This is a genomic window from Albibacterium profundi (assembly GCF_042159835.1).
Lineage (GTDB): Bacteria > Bacteroidota > Bacteroidia > Sphingobacteriales > Sphingobacteriaceae > Albibacterium > Albibacterium profundi.
In genome coordinates this window covers 931967-951056 of the sequence record NZ_JBBVGT010000002.1, presented here as the reverse complement: position 1 = coordinate 951056, position 19090 = coordinate 931967, and the positions used below count along the sequence as shown (strand labels likewise).

General features: G+C 42.9%; 17 protein-coding genes and 1 pseudogene. 8 read left to right on the top strand and 10 right to left on the bottom strand.

Annotation, left to right across the window (positions count from 1 at the left end):
* The first annotated feature begins 24 nt into the window (after window positions 1-24).
* Window positions 25-1803 carry a hypothetical protein gene (locus WKR92_RS05655; RefSeq protein ID WP_375556845.1) on the top strand — a complete coding sequence of 593 codons (1779 nt, stop codon included), beginning with the start codon at window positions 25-27 and terminating at the stop codon, window positions 1801-1803.
* Here WKR92_RS05655 and WKR92_RS05650 read toward each other — a convergent pair.
* Window positions 1796-2518: pseudogene (locus WKR92_RS05650) on the bottom strand (pseudouridine synthase); the annotation flags it as partial. The gene WKR92_RS05655 and the pseudogene WKR92_RS05650 overlap by 8 nt on opposite strands.
* 514 nt (window positions 2519-3032) lie before the next feature.
* Here WKR92_RS05650 and WKR92_RS05645 point away from each other — a divergent pair.
* The 3 genes from WKR92_RS05645 to WKR92_RS05635 all read left to right on the top strand — a co-directional run bounded on the left by WKR92_RS05645 (window position 3033) and on the right by WKR92_RS05635 (window position 7115).
* On the top strand, window positions 3033-3842 hold the full coding sequence (locus tag WKR92_RS05645) for a lytic transglycosylase domain-containing protein (RefSeq protein ID WP_375556844.1): 810 nt from the start codon (window positions 3033-3035) through the stop codon (window positions 3840-3842).
* Between the two features lie 82 nt (window positions 3843-3924).
* Entirely contained in the window at window positions 3925-6783 is a 2859-nt protein-coding gene (uvrA, locus tag WKR92_RS05640) for an excinuclease ABC subunit UvrA (protein WP_375556843.1), read from the top strand.
* 11 nt (window positions 6784-6794) lie between these two features.
* A complete protein-coding gene (locus tag WKR92_RS05635; protein WP_375556842.1) occupies window positions 6795-7115 on the top strand; it encodes an iron-sulfur cluster assembly protein in 321 nt (106 codons plus the stop codon).
* 7 nt (window positions 7116-7122) lie between these two features.
* On the opposite strand, the gene WKR92_RS05630 is transcribed toward WKR92_RS05635, so the two are convergent.
* Together WKR92_RS05630 and WKR92_RS05625 are read right to left on the bottom strand one after the other, a co-directional pair.
* Entirely contained in the window at window positions 7123-8370 is a 1248-nt protein-coding gene (locus tag WKR92_RS05630; RefSeq protein WP_375556841.1) for a cation:proton antiporter, read from the bottom strand.
* A 22-nt stretch (window positions 8371-8392) separates the two neighbouring features.
* A complete protein-coding gene (locus WKR92_RS05625) occupies window positions 8393-8878 on the bottom strand; it encodes a cation:proton antiporter regulatory subunit (protein ID WP_375556840.1) in 486 nt (161 codons plus the stop codon).
* 98 nt (window positions 8879-8976) lie between these two features.
* Here WKR92_RS05625 and WKR92_RS05620 point away from each other — a divergent pair, with 98 nt between their 5' ends.
* Window positions 8977-10488 carry an NAD(P)H-hydrate dehydratase gene (locus WKR92_RS05620; protein WP_375556839.1) on the top strand — a complete coding sequence of 504 codons (1512 nt, stop codon included), beginning with the start codon at window positions 8977-8979 and terminating at the stop codon, window positions 10486-10488.
* 11 nt (window positions 10489-10499) lie between these two features.
* Here WKR92_RS05620 and WKR92_RS05615 read toward each other — a convergent pair whose 3' ends face one another.
* From WKR92_RS05615 to WKR92_RS05600, 4 genes are read right to left on the bottom strand one after another with little or no spacing between them, the layout of a single operon-like run.
* Window positions 10500-10901, bottom strand: a complete 402-nt coding sequence (locus WKR92_RS05615) for a hypothetical protein (RefSeq protein ID WP_375556838.1) — start codon at window positions 10899-10901, stop codon at window positions 10500-10502.
* Between the two features lie 12 nt (window positions 10902-10913).
* A complete protein-coding gene (locus WKR92_RS05610) occupies window positions 10914-11717 on the bottom strand; it encodes a TPM domain-containing protein (RefSeq protein ID WP_375556837.1) in 804 nt (267 codons plus the stop codon).
* Window positions 11698-12123 (bottom strand): TPM domain-containing protein, encoded by a 426-nt coding sequence (locus WKR92_RS05605; protein ID WP_375556836.1) that lies wholly within the window; start codon window positions 12121-12123, stop codon window positions 11698-11700. Before WKR92_RS05605 ends, WKR92_RS05610 begins: the two co-directional genes overlap by 20 nt.
* A 5-nt stretch (window positions 12124-12128) precedes the next feature.
* On the bottom strand, window positions 12129-12707 hold the full coding sequence (locus WKR92_RS05600) for a LemA family protein (RefSeq protein WP_375556835.1): 579 nt from the start codon (window positions 12705-12707) through the stop codon (window positions 12129-12131).
* A gap of 101 nt (window positions 12708-12808) precedes the next feature.
* On the opposite strand from WKR92_RS05600, the gene WKR92_RS05595 reads away from it, so the two are divergent.
* Window positions 12809-14353, top strand: coding sequence for an NAD(P)/FAD-dependent oxidoreductase (locus tag WKR92_RS05595; protein WP_375556834.1), 1545 nt, complete (start codon window positions 12809-12811; stop codon window positions 14351-14353).
* Between the two features lie 36 nt (window positions 14354-14389).
* Entirely contained in the window at window positions 14390-14749 is a 360-nt protein-coding gene (locus WKR92_RS05590; protein ID WP_375556833.1) for a CoA-binding protein, read from the top strand.
* A gap of 14 nt (window positions 14750-14763) precedes the next feature.
* Here WKR92_RS05590 and upp read toward each other — a convergent pair whose 3' ends face one another.
* Complete coding sequence (upp, locus tag WKR92_RS05585; protein WP_375556832.1) at window positions 14764-15429, bottom strand: uracil phosphoribosyltransferase; 666 nt, start codon at window positions 15427-15429, stop codon at window positions 14764-14766.
* 75 nt (window positions 15430-15504) lie between these two features.
* Between upp and uvrB the strand changes: the two genes are divergently transcribed.
* Entirely contained in the window at window positions 15505-17529 is a 2025-nt protein-coding gene (uvrB, locus tag WKR92_RS05580) for an excinuclease ABC subunit UvrB (RefSeq protein WP_375556831.1), read from the top strand.
* A gap of 398 nt (window positions 17530-17927) precedes the next feature.
* On the opposite strand, the gene ytxJ is transcribed toward uvrB, so the two are convergent.
* Window positions 17928-18272, bottom strand: coding sequence for a bacillithiol system redox-active protein YtxJ (ytxJ, locus tag WKR92_RS05575; protein ID WP_375556830.1), 345 nt, complete (start codon window positions 18270-18272; stop codon window positions 17928-17930).
* On the bottom strand, window positions 18272-19006 hold the full coding sequence (locus tag WKR92_RS05570) for a hypothetical protein (RefSeq protein WP_375556829.1): 735 nt from the start codon (window positions 19004-19006) through the stop codon (window positions 18272-18274). The genes ytxJ and WKR92_RS05570 overlap by 1 nt, the downstream gene beginning before the upstream one ends.
* Window positions 19007-19090: the final 84 nt, after the last annotated feature.

Sequence of the window (19090 nt, the reverse complement as noted above, 5' to 3'; positions counted from 1 at the left end):
AGCTATATTAAGTAATGGTTTATTATGAGTCACTCTTTTCATATTCCTGTACTGGGTTTAGCATTCTCTATTGATACACCTGTTAAGGTTGCACATTATGGAATTTCATCGGTAGTTTCTATCGTCGACGATATTCTTCTTGAGCGGATGCGTGAGTTTTATTCGAAAAAATATGACGAACCGTTTTTGCCTATTAGTAACCGTGAGCCAGATTTCCGAACCAGAAGAATCACAGCGTATCTGAATTTAATTCGTAGAATTGTTGATTCGAATTTCGATAAGCTTCGGAAATCCGATTTTGTTGAAGGTTCAGAAATCACCAAGTATTTTGAGTTGCTACCCGAACGGTCAGAGTTAAAGAAAGTGTACTCGAGTATGTTGACTGTAAATGATGCACAGGCTAGATCCACAACGCAAGATTCTTTGAGACACCGACTCCGCTGTGGGGCAATTGATGTCAACATTATGTCGAAAGTAGATAAAGTGAACTACGATCGTAACGGTAATTCGTTAGGCGATCAGTTTACAGATGCCGTTGCGGCAGCAAGGGGTTTCGCCGAGTCAGAACTGTCGTCCGCTTTGGTACTGTCAGCAGGAATGAACCCACGACTGTATAGTTCTCTCGAAGCCTATGATGATTTCTATCCAAATCAGAATGGAGATATACGAAAAAAACTTATACTCAAGGTCAGTGACTTTCGTTCGGCCTTGATCCAAGCTAAGTTTCTTGCAAAAAAGGGATTATGGGTATCAGAATTCAGAATTGAATCAGGTTTAAACTGTGGAGGTCATGCCTTCGCTACTGAAGGGTTTTTATTAGGGCCAATTTTGGAAGAGTTCAAACAAAAGCGTGCTGAATTATCTGATGTGGTTTTTGATATTTATCAACAAGCTCTTCTGTCAAAAAATCGAAAGATTACTACAGTTCCCGAGATGAAGGTGACCGTTCAGGGCGGAATTGGGACAGCGGAAGAGAACAGTTTTTTAATGGACTACTATAATCTTGATGGAACCGGATGGGGGAGTCCATTCTTGTTGGTTCCGGAAGCTACAAATGTCGACGAAGATACCCTGGACAGACTAGTCGTTGCTAAGCAGTCTGATTTTTATATAAGCGGTTCTTCACCTCTTGGCGTTCCCTTTAATAATTTCAAAGGCTCTTCATCAGAGGCTCTGCGCTTGGAACGAATTAAAAGAGGCAGACCAGGAAGCCCCTGCAAGAAAAAGTTTCTGGTTTCTAATACGGAATTTACAGAAAAACCAATTTGTACTGCGTCTAGAGAATACCAAAGCCTGAAAATAAAAGAACTAGAAGGTCGGAATGTGTCCGCAGAGGAATATAAAAAGGAATACGACCGTATTGCAGAAAAAGCGTGCTTGTGTGAAGGGTTAGCGACTTCCGTTTATATTAAGAATGATATGTTAAAGCCACGTGAAGATCGAGCGGTGTCTATATGTCCCGGACCTAATATCGCTTATTTTTCTGGAAGGTATTCTTTGCAACAGATGGTCAATCATATTTATGGTAAGCAAAATTTACTCCTGAACGCCATAAGACCAAATATATTCATCAATGAATTGAAGTTATATATCGAATATCTTCAAAAGGACGTGAGTCAGCACCTTAGCGATATTTCCGACAAGAGAAGTAAGTACTTTATTAAATTTAAGTCACAATTACAACAGGGCATTGAATATTATAAAGCACTTATTCCCGCTATTTATAACGAAAGCGACGCCTATAAAAGACGAATGATTCAGGAGATTCAGAAGCTTGAGCTGCGTCTCTTGCGAGTTATTTAATAAAGTGCTTTAACTGGATAACCTCTTTTTCCTCAAGATGGCGCCAGCGTCCTCGTGGAAGATCCTTTTTTGTTAAGTTAGCATAAATTACGCGGTCGAGTTTAATCACATCATATTGAAGATGTTCGAAAATTCGTCGTACAATCCGATTCTTCCCACTATGAATTTGGATGCCGACTTCATTTTTCCCGGCGCCTTGGATGTAACTAACAGAATCTGGTTTAATAAAGCCGTCTTCTAGTTCAAGCCCATATTCTATCTTATTGAAATCACCCTGCGAAAGGGATTTGTTAAGTTCTACATGATAGATTTTCGTGATGTTGTTACGAGGATGAGAAAGCTTTTCGGCCAATTCACCGTCGTTCGTCATTAGCAAGAGTCCTGTTGTATTGCGGTCGAGCCTTCCGATAGGATAAATACGCTCCTTACTGGCTTTCTGAACCAATTGCATGACCGTTTTGCGTTCCTGAGGGTCATCAGTCGTCGTGATATAGTCCTTCGGTTTATTCAAGAGTACGTAAACCAGCTTCTCCCTCTTTAGACGTTCACCATTATAGCGAACCTCATCCTTCATTGGATTTACTTTCGTTCCCAAAGATGTGACAACTTCGCCGTTGATTGTAATAACGCCGGCCTCAATTAATTCATCTGCCTTCCTTCTCGAACAAACCCCCGCATTAGCAATGTAACGATTCAGGCGAATTAAGCCATCTGTGATTCGATCAGATTGATATGTTGGGCCTTCGGGTTTGTCGAAATTCTTTGTTCGAGGGCGTTTCTTTTTGTTGGATTCGACTTTCTGATAGCGTTGCTCTCCAGAGTATCGCTCTGATGGAGATTTTTTTTCAGCGGGATTAAAACGTTCTCGCTTTTTAAAAGATCGCTCTTCTCGTTTTTTGTTCGAAGGGTCGTCATTGCGTTTATATCGATCTTCTTTTTTATGGAAGTTAGAGCTCCCTCCTTTTTTATCCCCTTTACTAGATTTGCCGTCTCGGCTATTCCACTTTTTATCGAATGGCATATTATTACCCATAAATGAATCAGCAAAGGTAGAGCATTTTTTTCAAATTTAGTCGATATTCAGAGTTTTATCTTACCTACAAAAGCTCACAGCGAAAATCATAGTTTAAAGCTTATAGAAACGTATTTTTCATAACTATTTGGTAGTTAGGTAAATAGTTTGTACATTTGCCGCCACATTTTTACAAAACCAACAGGAGAGGTAAAAAATGATTAAAAAACACATGTTCACATGTGCATTAGCGGTTGTAATGTTGATAGGCTCAAAGTTGTTTATCTCTAGCACACCGATATCTGAAAAAGATGAAATAATTGCACAAATAGATGCTGAGGAGTTTGTTGAAAGACATCGTGAAGCAATCGAGGTCGAGAAAAGAGCAGCGTACCTTTCTTCCTTAAATTTCGCTAACGAAGCAGTCCCATTGGAGCATAAAGAAGTGGCGAAACGATTGAAGAGAAATCTTGATAAATTTTCCTATTCAAATCTTCATACTCATAAACTACATCGTTTATCTAAGCAGTGGTTCCCGGTCATTGAACCTATTTTGGCTAAACATGGAATCCCAGAAGATTTTAAATATGTGCCTCTTGTAGAAAGCGGTTTAAGATCCGGTACTTCGCATAAAGGAGCTTCCGGTTATTGGCAATTTATGCCGGCGACCGCTCGTGCCTTCGGCTTACGAGTAGACAATGATGTTGATGAACGTCAGAATATTGTAAAGTCAACTGAGGCGGCCGCAAAATACATCAAAACATTGTATAGGATGTTTGACGACTGGACCTTGGTAGCAGCAGCTTATAACGTTGGCGAAGGAAACTTGTTGAGATCGTTGAAAACGCAGAGAAAAGACAACTATTATCAGCTTTCTCTAAACCCTGAGACGCGTGTATATGTTTATAAGCTTATATCCATGAAGGAAATTATAGAGCATCCTGAACTCTACGGATATAGACCTGCGAGTGGAAGAGGCATGCTTGCCGATAACCTAGACGATTCGGACACCAACTCGCGCTTGTAACAACCATAAAATTTCGTTTTATTATCCGTATTTTTGCTTAATTGATCTGACTTATAAAGATCGAAATCAATGAGCGTCTTATATGGTTAATAATACTATTCCTGATTTAGAGGAGCAAAATGAAATTGAAGTTTATGGTGCACGGGTTCATAATCTAAAAAATATTGATGTCAGCTTTCCGCGTAACAAGCTAGTCGTTATAACAGGGTTAAGTGGAAGTGGAAAATCTTCCCTGGCATTCGATACTATTTATGCTGAGGGCCAACGTCGGTACCTTGAAACATTCAGTGCCTACAGCCGTCAATTTTTAGGTGGCCTAGAACGTCCTGATGTCGATAAAATATCGGGTCTAAGTCCTGTAATTGCCATTGAGCAAAAGACTACGAGCAAGAACCCGCGATCAACGGTTGGTACCATTACAGAGGTTTATGATTTTCTTCGTCTCCTGTACGCTCGTGCAAGCGAGGCCTTCTCTTATGCATCAGGTAAGAAGATGGCTCGCTTGTCAGAGGATCAAATCATAGAAAAGATTTTAGACCAATTTGATGATCAAGCAATAAATATCCTTGCCCCGGTTGTAAAAGGAAGAAAAGGACATTATAGAGAGCTTTTTGAGCAAATTAGAAAACAAGGATTTGTAAAGGTGCGGGTCGACGGTGAATTATTGGATTTAAAGCCAAAAATGCAGGTTGACCGTTATAAGACTCACGATATTGAAGTGGTGATTGACCGACTTCTTGTAAGCAACAAAGATAAGAAGCGGCTTATAAGTTCCGTCCAGCAAGCGATGAAACATGCACGCGGGGTTATTAAGATCAGCAATGCTGCTAACGATGAATTTTTCTTTAGTCGTTTTCTAATGGATCCCGATTCGGGGATTTCCTATGATGAGCCACAGCCAAATACATTTTCGTTCAACTCTCCCTATGGCGCATGTAGTAACTGTGACGGATTAGGTTACGTATTTCAATTGGATCGGGAAAGCGTTATCCCTGATGATACGCTGAGCATTATGCGCGGCGGTATCTTGCCTATCGGTGAATACAAAGACAATTGGACCTTCCAACAATTAAAGGCACTGGGTAAACAATATGGTTTTTCATTAACAACGCCAATCAAGGATCTATCAGAAGAACATCTAGATCTGATTTTTCACGGTGCACCTGATATAATAAGCGTACCTGTTTCCTATAATAAGTGGAATGTAAAGAACTATAAAATTACGTTCGAAGGGCTGATTAAACAATGGGAGGAGCAGCATGAGCAGAAAGGTGGGGCGGGCGACTTCGATGACTTCCGTTCGCTGAAGACATGTCCCGTTTGTCAGGGCGCGCGACTAAAGAAGGAAGCCCTGCACTTTAAAGTGGACGATAAGAATATTGCACAGTTAGCGGAGATGGACATTGCTGGATTAGCTGAATGGTTCCAGGGGCTAGAGAACCGGTTGAATGACCGACAGAAAGTGATTGCCGTCGAGATTTTAAAGGAAATCCGTTCTCGGCTAGGCTTCTTGCTTGATGTAGGGCTCGACTATTTAACGTTAAATCGTACCGCTAAGACACTTTCAGGAGGGGAAGCACAGCGTATACGTCTTGCAACACAGATCGGGTCGCAATTGGTGAATGTACTGTACATTTTAGATGAACCAAGTATCGGTCTTCATCAAAGGGACAATGAACGCCTAATCAATGCATTAAAGGAGTTACGCGATTTAGGTAATAGTGTTCTCGTTGTGGAACACGATAAAGATATGATTCTCGCGGCCGATTATGTGATTGATATGGGACCTGCAGCTGGCTCTCATGGCGGTGAAGTGGTTGCCCAAGGTGTCCCGCAAGTTATTGAGCACAGTCGCACACTAACGGCAGATTATCTCACAGAACGTCGGTCGATCGTCGTGCCAGCAGAGCGTAGAGAAGGTAACGGGAATTATCTGACGCTGGAGAATGCTAAAGGAAACAATTTGAAAAACGTAACCGTAAGCTTTCCTTTAGGGACTTTTATCGCAGTTACGGGCGTGTCGGGTAGTGGAAAATCGAGTTTGATTACAGAGACCCTCTATCCCATTCTAAATAAATACATCTTTAGAGCCAAGAAGATACCGCTTCCTTACGGAAGTATTCAAGGTTTGGAGCATGTGGATAAAGTAATTGAAATTGACCAGTCTCCTATCGGTCGCACGCCCAGATCGAATCCGTCCACTTACACGGGTGTTTTTTCGGATATTCGTAATTTATTTGTACAATTACCAGAAGCTAAAATTAGAGGTTACAAACCCGGTCGTTTCTCTTTTAATGTGAAGGGCGGACGTTGTGAAACCTGTAAAGGGGCCGGAATGAAGGTGATCGAGATGAACTTCCTGCCGGATGTCCAGGTCCCATGCGAAACCTGTCAAGGTAAGCGCTATAACAGAGAGACCTTGGAAGTAAGATATCGAGGGAAATCGATTAGTGACGTATTGGACATGCGCGTATCCGACGCGATGGAGTTTTTTGAACCTATACCTGCTATTTACCGCAAGGTTAAAACGTTAAATGATGTCGGCTTGGGTTACCTTACATTGGGACAGTCTTCCGTATCTTTATCGGGTGGGGAAGCACAACGGGTTAAGTTAGCTACCGAACTGTCAAAAAAAGATACCGGCAAAACGTTCTATATTCTAGATGAACCGACGACGGGTTTGCATTTTGAAGATGTAAGTGTGTTGCTGGGGGTTCTCAATAGACTTGTAGATCGGGGGAATACGGTTTTGGTGATTGAGCATAATATGGACGTCGTTAAAGTTGCAGACTATGTGATTGATATGGGTCCTGAGGGAGGAATGCGAGGCGGTCAGCTCGTATTCTCAGGGACACCTGAGAAGCTAGCGAAAAGTAAACGAAGTGAAACAGCACGTTTCATAGCCGCGGAGTTAGGAATAAATAGTGAAATGATTAATTAAATTCAAATAGTATGATTGTATTAGATAAATTAGGGGTAGCGGATCAGATTAAAGAAGCTTTAGAAAGTGTCTTTGATCCGGAAATACCCGTTAATATCGTTGAGCTGGGATTGGTTTATGAAATCATTACCAAAGAGGATGGTACAGCAAAAGTTATTATGACATTGACTGCACCAAACTGCCCGGTTGCCGATGGGATCATCAACGAGGTTCAAGAAAAGATAGAAAGCGTTGACAAGGTAGAAAATGCATTGGTTGAGCTTACTTTTGACCCGGCTTGGGATAGAAGTATGATGAGCGACGAAGCTCGTTTGGAGCTCGGGTTTATGTAAAGGGGAGTTAACTTCTTCTTTCCCCCTTTTGCTCAAGATCTTGAAGGGTCTTCGTTGGTTGGACGGTTTTGTCAACCTCGTTCCGCCCCAGGGTTTGCTTCCAAATGGTTCTTGATTCCTTCGTGAGTATCGGTGCAACGATACTTAATATAAGAACATACACCACCACAAACGATTGGATAATCGGATTGAGCCCTCCTGCTTTCCCTATATTTGCCATAATGATGGAGAATTCTCCCCGGGCCGATAGGGTGAAGCCAATATCAAACGAGAGACGTTTCTTCATCTTAGAGATCTTTGTCGCAAAGTAGCCGGATGCAAGGTTGGCAATGATCGTTAGGCCGGCGGCTATTGCTGCCCACTGTACTGCACCGCCTAACGTGGTCGGGTCTATAGAGAGGCCGAAGCTAAAGAAGAACATGGCGCCGAAATAATCCTTATACGGTAATACCATACCTTCAATACGCTTAATATATTTAGAGTCGGCCAAAACAAGCCCGGCCATTAAAGCACCAATAGCTTCAGCCACATGAATGCTTTCTGAGAATCCCGCCGTTATAAATAATAAAGCAAAGATGATAAGGATAAATATTTCAGATGAATTCACTGAGAGCAGCTTGTCGATAGCCGGTACTACTTTTCTTCCTAGGATTAGGAAAAGAAGGATGAAGCCAAGAGCAAGTAGGCAGGTTCCGATCACTTGCCAGACAGAGCCTCCGCCGCTGAGCACCAAGCCGGAAAGGAAGGAAATGTGCATGGCAATAAAAAGATCATCAAACATGATCATTCCCATGATGATTTCAGTTTCCGGATTTGCCGTTCGCCGTAAATCTGTTAGCACTTTGGCCACAATTGCTGTGGATGAACTCGTCATGATACCACAAATCACCATGATTTCGGCGAAAGGTAAACCCATCATCCATCCAACCAGTAGACCGGTGACGAAGTTGATACATACATAGATGGTGCCTCCGGTAACAATTGATTTACCTGACTTAATGAGTCGCCCAACAGAAAACTCCAGTCCTAAGTAGAATAATAGGAATAACACGCCTAAGCGACCCATGAATTCAATAAAGGGCATGCTTTCCTTGAACTGGAGGTCAATTATTCCTAGATCAGGCGCGTTCGGCCCAAGGATCATCCCAATCAAAATAAAAAAAGGAATTACCGATACTCGAAGTTTGTTTGATATCAGGCCCACCAAGGCTACCAAACCAACTGCAATTCCAATTTCTAAAATGAGCGTATTCATGTTCCGTTTTGAGTGTCTTTACTTATTTATCTAATAGTATTTGTTTTAATAGTTTGATATGATTTCTCTTACCGGCAACAATTAGAGTTGTATTCGGATTAATAACAAAATCTGGCCCTGGGTTTATGGTTGTTTCATCCTCTTCTATCGCGGCAATGATGGATGCCCCTGTCATTTTCCGAACTTCTAAATCACCAATGGTCTTGTTAATTGCTTTGGCTTCATTCGGAACCTTATACCATTCGATGATTAAATCGTCTAAGGCCACCTCAATGGTTTCTAGAGCCTTAGGTTTGTATGATAGACCGCCGATGATACCTGCAACTTGGCGCGCTTCTTCATCGTTCAGAGTCAATACACATTTCGATTCGCTTTCAACTTCATCAAATTCATAGATTTCACGACGACCGTCATCATGTATTACAATTACCACGTGATCTCCGTAACTCGTTTCTAATTGATATTTTTTTCCAATACCAATCAGATCCGTTTCTTTTACATTCGACATAATCAATTTTTCTGGTAAATAGTTAATAGCCAAAAACATCAAGCTTTTGACCCTTATGCAAATTTATGAAAAAATAGGACTTTTTCGTACATTCAAGAATGCGAAAAATAATAAGTGCTTCTCAGGTCAAATTAGCTGACAGTGACTGCTTGGTGTCGGAAAATATAAGCTCTCATGAATTGATGGACAGAGCTGCTTCGGCCTTTGTAGGCGTGTTTAGAGGCTTGGTCCCTGATAAAAATACTCCGATTATCATCCTTTGTGGAACGGGCAACAACGGCGGTGATGGACTAGCCATATCGCTGCTCCTGCAATGTGATGGCTACGACGATATCAATATCGTCATTATACCAACGGGACATCGTCAGAGCGATGATTTTGCCTACAATATGCAACGGGTTAAAGAAAGGCAAATTTCAATCCACCAATTAGAAAGAACGTCCTTACAGGATTTTGACGGTTTGGGTTTACGCCTGACGGAGTCGGTTCTAATTGATAGTATATTGGGTGTTGGAATCAATCGGCCTTTGGATAGAGCCCTCGCCGAGATTATAAAAATGATCAATCAACAATGCAAACGTGTGGTGGCGGTCGATTTGCCAACTGGTTTTCGCTGTGAAGGCGAGCTTGATGATGATGGAACGGTTCTTTATGCCCATGAGGTTATTAGCTTTCAACGGCCTAAGTTGAACTTCTTTTTTCCTGAATCGGCCAAGTACATGGAAAACTTTCATGTTGTTGATATCGGTTTGCGGGAAGCATTTTTAGCAGAACTACCATCCGATTATTATCTTATTGATAGTGCCGATATTGAAGAAATTTATAATAAACGAAAAAGCTTCAGCCACAAAGGAAACTATGGTCATGCTTTAATTTACGCAGGTTCTGCCGGAAAAGTCGGAGCGGCGCTGATTGCCACAGAAGCGTGCTTGCGCACAGGAGTTGGTTTGGCTACAGTTTGTTTGCCCGAGGAGGAGCGACACGCTTTGTATGCGCGTCTCCCCGAAGCTATGCTGGGAAGCTCTGAGGAGCTATTTGAAGGAGTGAAATATTCAGCGATTGCTTTTGGTCCTGGTCTCGGTCGCCGGGCTTCGTTTCTTTCGGATCTTTTTAAAAAGGCGAATGCGCCCTTAATTATTGATGCCGACGGCCTGAATTATCTTTCGAAGGAAGATACGTTGTTAAATGCGCTTCCTGCGGATACAGTGTTAACACCGCATATGAAGGAGTTTGACCGACTTTTTGGACCGTCTGAAAACTGGTGGCAACGTCTGCAACTAGCTAGAAGGAATGCTCAAAAGTTTAAGATTACAATCGTTCTTAAAAATCGATACACATTTATTATCACGGAAAAAGGAGAGGTGTTGATTAATCCAACAGGTAATCCGGCGATGGCAATTGCAGGAATGGGTGATGCATTAACAGGGATGCTTACTTCATTTATTGCACAGGGTTATTCGCCACGTGAAGCTTGCATTTTAGGCTGTTTTCTTCACGGACGCGCCGGCGATAGGCTTCGGTTAGAAGGACATGCAGTCGTCCTTCCAACGGTCTTGCTAACCCAGATACCTTTATTGTTAGGCGAATTGAAAAATGTTCCATTCGCCTAACAGAGTATTTCTTATAAGTCGTTTAGTTGGTTTTTGAGTAACGCTCTTCGGGAAGTATGTTCAAAGGATACATATTGATGCTCCTTTTCAAGGAAGTCCACAAGCTCAATGTAGTATCGGTACATTTTTAACTGCTCTGTCAATTCGTCTTGCAGGCCGGCATACTCATCAATGAAGTAAGCTAGTGTGTCCAACTCTTCTGGCTGAAATTGCAGTTTCTTGATCTCGTAAGCAAAAGTATCTTCGTCGATCGACATCAATTGGTCAATTCGAAGCTTGAAGTAGTCCGATAGTTTGTCTTCAATCATTAGCTTCGCTTCAGCTTCATTGTCTTCAATAATGAGTCGCTTAACCCTCGCCAATACTTGGTTTAACTGCTGCATTTGAGCAGTAATGGAATCTCTTTTCAGCATAGCTCTACAAATTTACCAGCTTCCGCTTGCACCTCCACCGCCAAAACTTCCACCGCCAAATCCTCCGAAACCTCCACCTCCGAAGCCACCGCCGCCTCCGAAACCTCCCCCGCCGCCAAAGCCGCCACCACGGCCGCCTCTACCCATGCCACTTAACAAGGTCCACCAGAGAAGATCCGAGCTTCCACGGCCGCCGATGACCTTGCCACCACCGCGGCCACCGCCACCTTTTGAGAATATACTAAGAATAACAAAGATAACAACGATGATTACGATAAAGGGAACTCCTGAACTTTCTTCGCGTTTCTTTTTTGGCTTCGCTTTATACTCTCCCTTTGTATAGGAAATCAAAGCGTCGGTCGCCCTATCCAAACCCGTGTAATAGTCCTGTCTAGAAAAAGCTGGTTTAATTTCATTGTTGATAATTTGGTAGGCAATAGCATCCGGCACTGCACCCTCGACCCCATATCCGGTTTGGATCGTGACTCTACGATCACCCAGCGATGCCAAAAGAAGGATCCCATTGTCATTTTCAGCGCCACCGATGCCCCATTTCTGTGCTAGACGTACACCGTAATCTGCAACATCGTAATCTCCAAGTGAGTTGATCAATACGACCGCAATCTGTGTAGTGGTCGTATCATTGAAGGCTACCAACTTGCTTTCTAACTGCTGAACTTGAGCAGAACTAAGCGTATTGGTATAATCATTCACAAGCCGGTTCGGCTTACTTGGGAAATCCTGACCGTAACCAAAACTTGTAATGAAGGTTATAAGAAAGAGGGTACTAAGGAATCTAAAAATAGGCAATGTCATCAGGTAATTCATTTATATCATCATCCGAACGGGGGAAAAAAGTCTTGAGCTGTTTGCCTGCACGATCAATGCCGGCAACCAAGCCATCAACATAAAGATCTTTCTTGAAATAATCGACCATTAAGTCTTTCGTTTCCTGCCAAAAGTTTTCTGGCACCTTCTGATCGATTCCGGCGTCACCAATAATCGCAAATTTATGATCGTCTAAGGCAAGAAAGATCAGAATTCCGTTCTTTAGCGCCGTCTTATGCATGTCCAGTTGTCTGAAGCGCTTGGTAGCTTGTTCAATGACATCTCCTGCACACTTTTTCTCAACGCATAGTCGGATTTCTCCAGATGTACGATTTTCAGCCAGATTGATCGCGTGTGTTAAACGTTCTTCTTCCTCTGTATTAAATAGTTTCATTATATCTAAAATTGAACCTCAGGTGCTTGATCGGCGCCTGCTTCAGCAGTAAATGAACCCTTTTGCTTAAAGCCGAAAATTCCAGCCGTAATATTATTAGGGAACTTGCGTACGGTCGCATTGTATTGTTGCGTAGCTTCAATGAATGCACGTCTTTCTACTGAAATTCGATTTTCTGTTCCCTCCAATTGAGCTTGTAGTTGTAAAAAGTTCTGATTTGCTTTGATGTCCGGGTAGGCTTCTACCGTTGCTAGAAGGCGCCCGAGAGACTGTGAAAGAGCGCCTTGCGCTTGTTGGAATTGCGCAACTGCTTCCGGAGTTAGATTATCAGCATCAACTTGAATGGAGGTTGCTTTAGCTCTAGCTTCAACAACTTGGGTTAATGTTTCTTGTTCGAACTCGGCTGCTCCTTTCACTGTGTTTACCAGGTTAGGAATGAGGTCGGCTCTTCTTTGGTAAGCATTTTCAACTTGAGCCCATTTGGCTTTAACATTTTCGTCAAGTTCTACCATTGTATTATATCCACAAGAACTTAGCGTGGAGATGACCAATAAGCCAATAAGTCCGAATAATAACTTTCTCATAATATTCAAGTTTGAAAAAATAAATTTAGTTTGTTGTGTTTATTTCAGTCGGCTTCAAAAATTATACCTTTACGTATCCATGTAAGAATACATGACACAATATGCAAAAAGAAATTGAATTAGCAATCATCCCAGAAAAAATTTCTGACGATCTATTTATAAAAAAAGAAGCTTCTAAAAAATTAAATATCTCCCTTGAACGCATCAAAACCGCGAAAATACGAAAGCGGTCGATTGATGCAAGAAGCAAGAAAGTGGTGTTCCGTGTTCGACTTGTTGTCTCAATCGACGAAGAGCTTGAGGAACAGACTTACCAGTGGAAATCGGAAAATGTGTCACAAGGGCGGCCCGTAATTATTATCGGTGCTGGGCCGGCAGGCTTGTTTGCAGCCTTGCAATGTATCGAGGACGGTTTCAAACCCATTATTCTTGAGCGTGGTAAGAACGTAAAAGATCGCCGCAGGGATCTTGCTTTATTAAACAGAGAGGGTCTTGTCAATTCCGAATCTAATTATTGCTTTGGCGAAGGGGGTGCAGGCACGTACTCAGATGGAAAACTATACACCCGTTCCAATAAACGAGGCGACGTAAACCGTGTTCTCGAACTTTTTGTCGCACACGGTGCCCCGTCTGATATTTTGGTAGACGCAAGACCTCATATAGGAACGAACAAATTGCCTCATATCATCGAGAAGATCAGAGAGTCCATCCTAACAGCTGGAGGGGAAATTCATTTCGACACCAAAGTAACTGATATAGAAACTGCTTTTGGTAAGGTGAAGGGCGTCAGGTTAGCATCGGGAGAACAGCTTTTAGCGGATTCAGTTATTCTTGCGACCGGGCATTCTGCACGAGATATTTTCGAAATTTTCCGCAAACATAATTGGGCATTGGAAGCCAAACCTTTTGCTCTCGGTGTGCGTATTGAGCATCCACAAGCATTGGTTGATAAGGCTCAGTATCATTGCGATGTGCGGAGTGAATTTTTACCACCAGCTTATTACAGTCTGGTTCAGCAAGTTGGAGAAAGAGGCGTCTTTTCTTTTTGTATGTGCCCGGGAGGCATTGTAGCTCCTTGTGCCACGGAAGAAGGCGAGATTGTCGTGAACGGCTGGTCGCCTTCTAAGCGGAATAATAGCTTTGCTAATTCTGGTACGGTCGTTCAAGTCGGTCTGCAAGACGTTCCGCATCAAAAAGGGGATGTTTTTTCCTTGTTGGACTTCCAAAGGGAGGTAGAGCAGCGCGCATTTCGGTTGGGTGGGGGGCGACAGGTTGCGCCGGCTCAGCGTATGGTGGACTTTGTCGAAAATAGGGTATCGGGCAGCCTCCCGGTCAATTCCTATAAACCAGGCACTGTCTCGGTAAAGCTGGACGAAGTATTACCCGATTTTGTGGCCACTGCTCTCAAAAGAGCCTTACCGAAGTTTGGTGAAAAAATGAGGGGATATTTCACAAATGAAGCAATTTTGATAGGCGTAGAATCCCGCACCTCTTCACCCGTCAGAATTCTCCGTGACACGGATACTTTGCAACACCCTGATGTCGAGGGTCTTTTTCCTTGTGGCGAAGGAGCCGGCTACGCTGGCGGAATCGTCTCCGCTGCTATTGACGGGATAAATTGTGCCAAAGCTCTGAAAAAACCATAAGCACATATTATTTGTTATTGGTAAAAAGGAGGAGACATGAAAAAAACGATGATCATTGGTGCCACCCCCAATCCTGACCGATACGCACATAAAGCTGCGACGAGGCTGGTTTACACTGGTAATAAAATTGTAAATATCGGGATTAAAAAAGGAGAGGCAGCGGGTGTGCAGATTGAAAAGCCAAACAATATTTATAACGATATTCATACAATTACACTTTATATTGGGAAGAAAAAGCAAAAGGAGTATTACGATTATATACTTGATACGAAACCGAAACGCTTGATTTTTAATCCCGGTGCGGAGAATGACGAGTTATATAAACTGGCTGAGGAGAATGGAATTGAAGCCACCAATGCCTGTACATTGGTTTTACTGGCCAGCAACCAGTTTTAAAAAAGTAAGACTGACTATTTGCTATGACCGTCTTCACCTGCCTTACTGCCAAATGCCAAATCTCCAGCATCGCCCAGTCCCGGGACGATATAGGCTTTGCTAGTTAGTTCGTCGTCAACTGCGCCAACCCACAATTTACAATCCGGAACGAAAGCTTTTACATGTTCCAGCCCTTCTTCACTGGCTATAGCGGCAACAATGTGGAGCTGTTTTATTTTGAATTGTGCCGCTAGATCCTTGCAGACTAATACAATACTCCGACCGGTAGCAATCATAGGGTCTGAAAGGATCACGACGCGATTGTTCAAATCGGGGGTAATTTCATATTCTTTATAAATTTCGAATTCGCCGCTTTTTTTTGTCTTTCGATAGGCTGCTATAAATCCTGAGTCAGCCTGGTCAAATACATTCAACAAACCCTGATGCAGTGGAAGTCCGGCTCGTATGATCGTGGCCAAAACGGGCTGACTACTCATTAACTCAGTTTGCGCCTCTCCCAGCGGGGTAGAAATACTGGCCTCTTCATAATCGAATCCTTTGCTGATCTCATAGCCGAAAATTTCACCGAGCCGTTCCAGATTTCTTCTGAACCTCATCCTGTCGGATTGCACTTCAATGTTTCTAAGTTCCGCAATATAATGGTTGGCGATGCTGTTCTGATTCGTTAAAATGTTTACCATTAGAAAATCGATTGTTGGTTGAATTATTATCTTTGTTTTACAAACAATTTTCACTTCTTTAAGTTTTTGCAGTACATGGATTTTCAACTTACCTCGCAATATCAACCGACCGGTGATCAGCCGGAAGCAATTAGACAACTTGTTGAAGGAGTGAAAGCTGGCGAACACTATCAAAATCTTTTGGGGGTAACGGGTTCTGGAAAGACCTTTACAGTGGCTAATGTGATTCAGCAGACTCAGCGGCCAACGCTCATCTTAAGCCATAACAAAACGTTGGCTGCACAGCTCTACGGGGAGTTCAAGCAATTTTTCCCAGAAAACTCTGTGAACTATTTCGTGTCATACTACGATTATTATCAGCCAGAAGCTTTTATAGCCACGACGAATACATATATAGAAAAGGACCTTGCCATCAATGATGAAATAGAGAAACTGCGACTGAAAACCACCTCTGCATTAATGTCCGGACGGCGTGACATCGTTGTGGTGTCGTCTATTTCTTGTATCTACGGTATGGGTAATCCTGAGGATTTTTCAAAAATGGTTTTCCGCTTCGCCAAAGGGACTGTGATTTCAAGGAATGCTTTTCTACATAAGCTGGTTGAGATCTTATATACGCGTACGACGATGGACTTTAAGCGGGGTACTTTTAGGGTGAAAGGTGATGTGGTCGATATCTATCCCGCCTATCTGGACGATGCCTACCGGGTGTCCTTTTTTGGCGATGAAATTGATGAATTAAGCGTAATTGATCCGGCTACGGGTAAAACCATCGAAAAGGTTTCTCACATGGCTCTTTATCCCGCTAACCTGTTTGTTACACCAAGAGACCGCTTTTTAGACGCTATCTGGAATATTCAAGAGGAGCTTGAACTTAGAAAGGAGCAATTGTTGAACGATAAGCGTACTATGGAAGCCAAGCGCCTAGAGGAGCGGGTAAATTATGACTTGGAGATGATGCGTGAGCTTGGCTATTGTAGCGGGATTGAAAACTACTCTCGTTTCTTTGACGGACGCCAGCCGGGAATGCGACCGTTCTGCTTACTGGATTATTTTCCAGATGATTACCTCATGGTCATTGACGAAAGCCACGTGACAGTTCCACAAATCCGCGCCATGTATGGTGGCGACCGGTCACGGAAGCTTTCACTCGTCGAATATGGCTTTCGCTTGCCCGCAGCACTAGATAATCGCCCACTTAATTTTGCTGAATTTGAAGCATTGGCACCTCAGACTATCTATGTGAGCGCTACGCCGGGCGATTATGAACTGCAACAAACTGAAGGTGTGGTGGTTGAGCAGGTAATTCGGCCGACTGGTTTGCTTGATCCCGTGATTGATATACGACCTGTTATCAATCAGGTCGATGATCTGCTGGATGAAGTCGACAAAACTGTTAAGGAGGGTGGAAGAATCTTGGTTACTACCTTAACCAAACGAATGGCGGAAGAGCTGACGAAATACATGGCCAGATTAAACATCAAAGTCCGCTACATCCACTCGGAAATCAAGACCTTGGAACGGGTAGAGATATTAAGAGGTTTACGCTTGGGCGAGTTCGATGTGTTGGTGGGTATTAACCTGTTGCGAGAAGGCTTGGATTTGCCTGAAGTTACGTTGGTGGCTATTTTAGATGCAGATAAGGAGGGCTTTTTGCGATCGGAACGGTCACTGATACAGACGATTGGTCGCGCAGCGAGGAACGAGAAAGGTCGTGTTATCATGTATGCCGATACAATTACCAAAAGCATGCAGATCACGATTGATGAAACAAACCGCCGCCGCCAGAAGCAAGTCGACTATAATGAGGCTCATGGAATTACGCCGCGAACCGTTGGCAAGACCCGTGAAGCAATTATCGAACAGACCTCGGTAGCCGACTTTATGGGTATTCCTAAGGCATATGCTGGCCCGGAAGAAGTGAATATTGCTGCTGACCCGGTGGTACAATACATGAGTAAAGACCAATTGCAAAAGGCACTCGACGAATCCAAGAAAAAAATGCAAAAGGCTGCTAAAACAATGGACTTCCTGGAAGCCGCTAAGTACCGTGACGAGATGTTCGCCTTTGAGAAGCTTCTTAACGAAAAGTTTTCTTAAGGTCAGAGTCTCATAATCAATTTTAACAACACGCTTTACCGATAAATAACATGCAAATGCCTTACTTCACTTTGAGGTAGAATCTGGCCTTGCTCCATACCCATCAAATCCGCATTTTGAGCGTAAAATCCGCATGAAATGCGGATTGAATCTGGTATAAATCCATTATGATGCGAAACAATTCTTACAGAACTTCAGCAAATGATATCTTGCTCTGAGATGGACCTTGTATAGGGCTTGTTCGACACGTCTCCGCGGTGGCCGGGCAGTGACCCCGCTATGCTCGTAGTCAAACGGCCGTTCCAGCGGGGCCACTGCGGGATCATTCTTGGTGCACCAAGGGAACGTGTCGAAGATGAGTGTTTGATGATTCGGGGAACGACCCAATGGGTTGATCCTTAACCGCTTGTCACGCTGATATTTTTTACGAGCTCTGCCAATTCGATATCGCTGTGCGAAGCATGGTAGCTACACTGACCGTTCTGGATAAGCAGTACTTGGGGCGACTCGTGTCTGATGTTCCAGTGTTCAGCAATGTGACTGGATATATCGCGGTATTTAATGAGATCCAGGTAGTAAACATCAACTTCCTCGGGGAGTAGCGGAGCTTCCAACTGAAAGTTTCTTTTAGCCATGCCGCTGACCGGGCAGCGTGTACTATGTTTAAATATTATAGACGGTGTGCTGCTTGTCTTGATTTGTTCTAACTGATTAATGTCCTCTAAAGCTATCCAGTTCATCATTAAGGTTTTTTAAATTTCTGGGGTTCTATATTCAACAGGGCGGCGGCAATTGGATATCCAAAGGTTTCTCCGGTTGATTTGTCGGTAAACTGTGTTGGTAAAATTAAGCCTCCGCCTAAATCTTTTGTTTGGGAGACGAGCAACTCGTGACTTAGTCGGTTCTTACTGTCATAGGTATTCCACTTGTAAATTGTTCCGTCTTGGAAGTCGACGTAGATCTTACTTGATTTGTACTTAGAATCAGGGCTAGTGACCCTTAATACATGGAATTTCTTAGAATCAACGATTTCAGGTTCCAACTCGACTGTATTGATTTCCTGCTTAGCAATGAGGATGGGGATGAACAGAAAATACGAATCATCTTCGAAGGACTGCCGAACATCTTTTAATAAGCTTTCGTCTGTGACTGAATTTTCGTCGACGAATACTTGGCCGCCAGCCGCGTCAGTATTGAAAAGAACAACCAGGTCTTTTAGGTCTTTAGTTTGTCCTTCGAAGCGGCAATTGCCACTTTCCCAATCGTATAAATAGCTGGTCTCAGACTCTTTATTGTCTGAATGGTAGCTAAATATAAGGTATCTAGCCTCTTCCGCGGTACTTTTATCTCCCAAGCCCCGAGAAAGACTGTTTACAGCCGTATTTGGGTTTGTTTGCGCTGAAGCGATCGTGGGGTATAAACCTAGCGTTAGCGTAAATAAAAATGCGGTGAGATATAATTTTCTTGTGTAAATCATGATATTAAAGTTTTTCGGTGATTGAACATCACTGATTATAATATCCTTTAACCCAAAGATAAACGATTATATTTAGAATGTGTT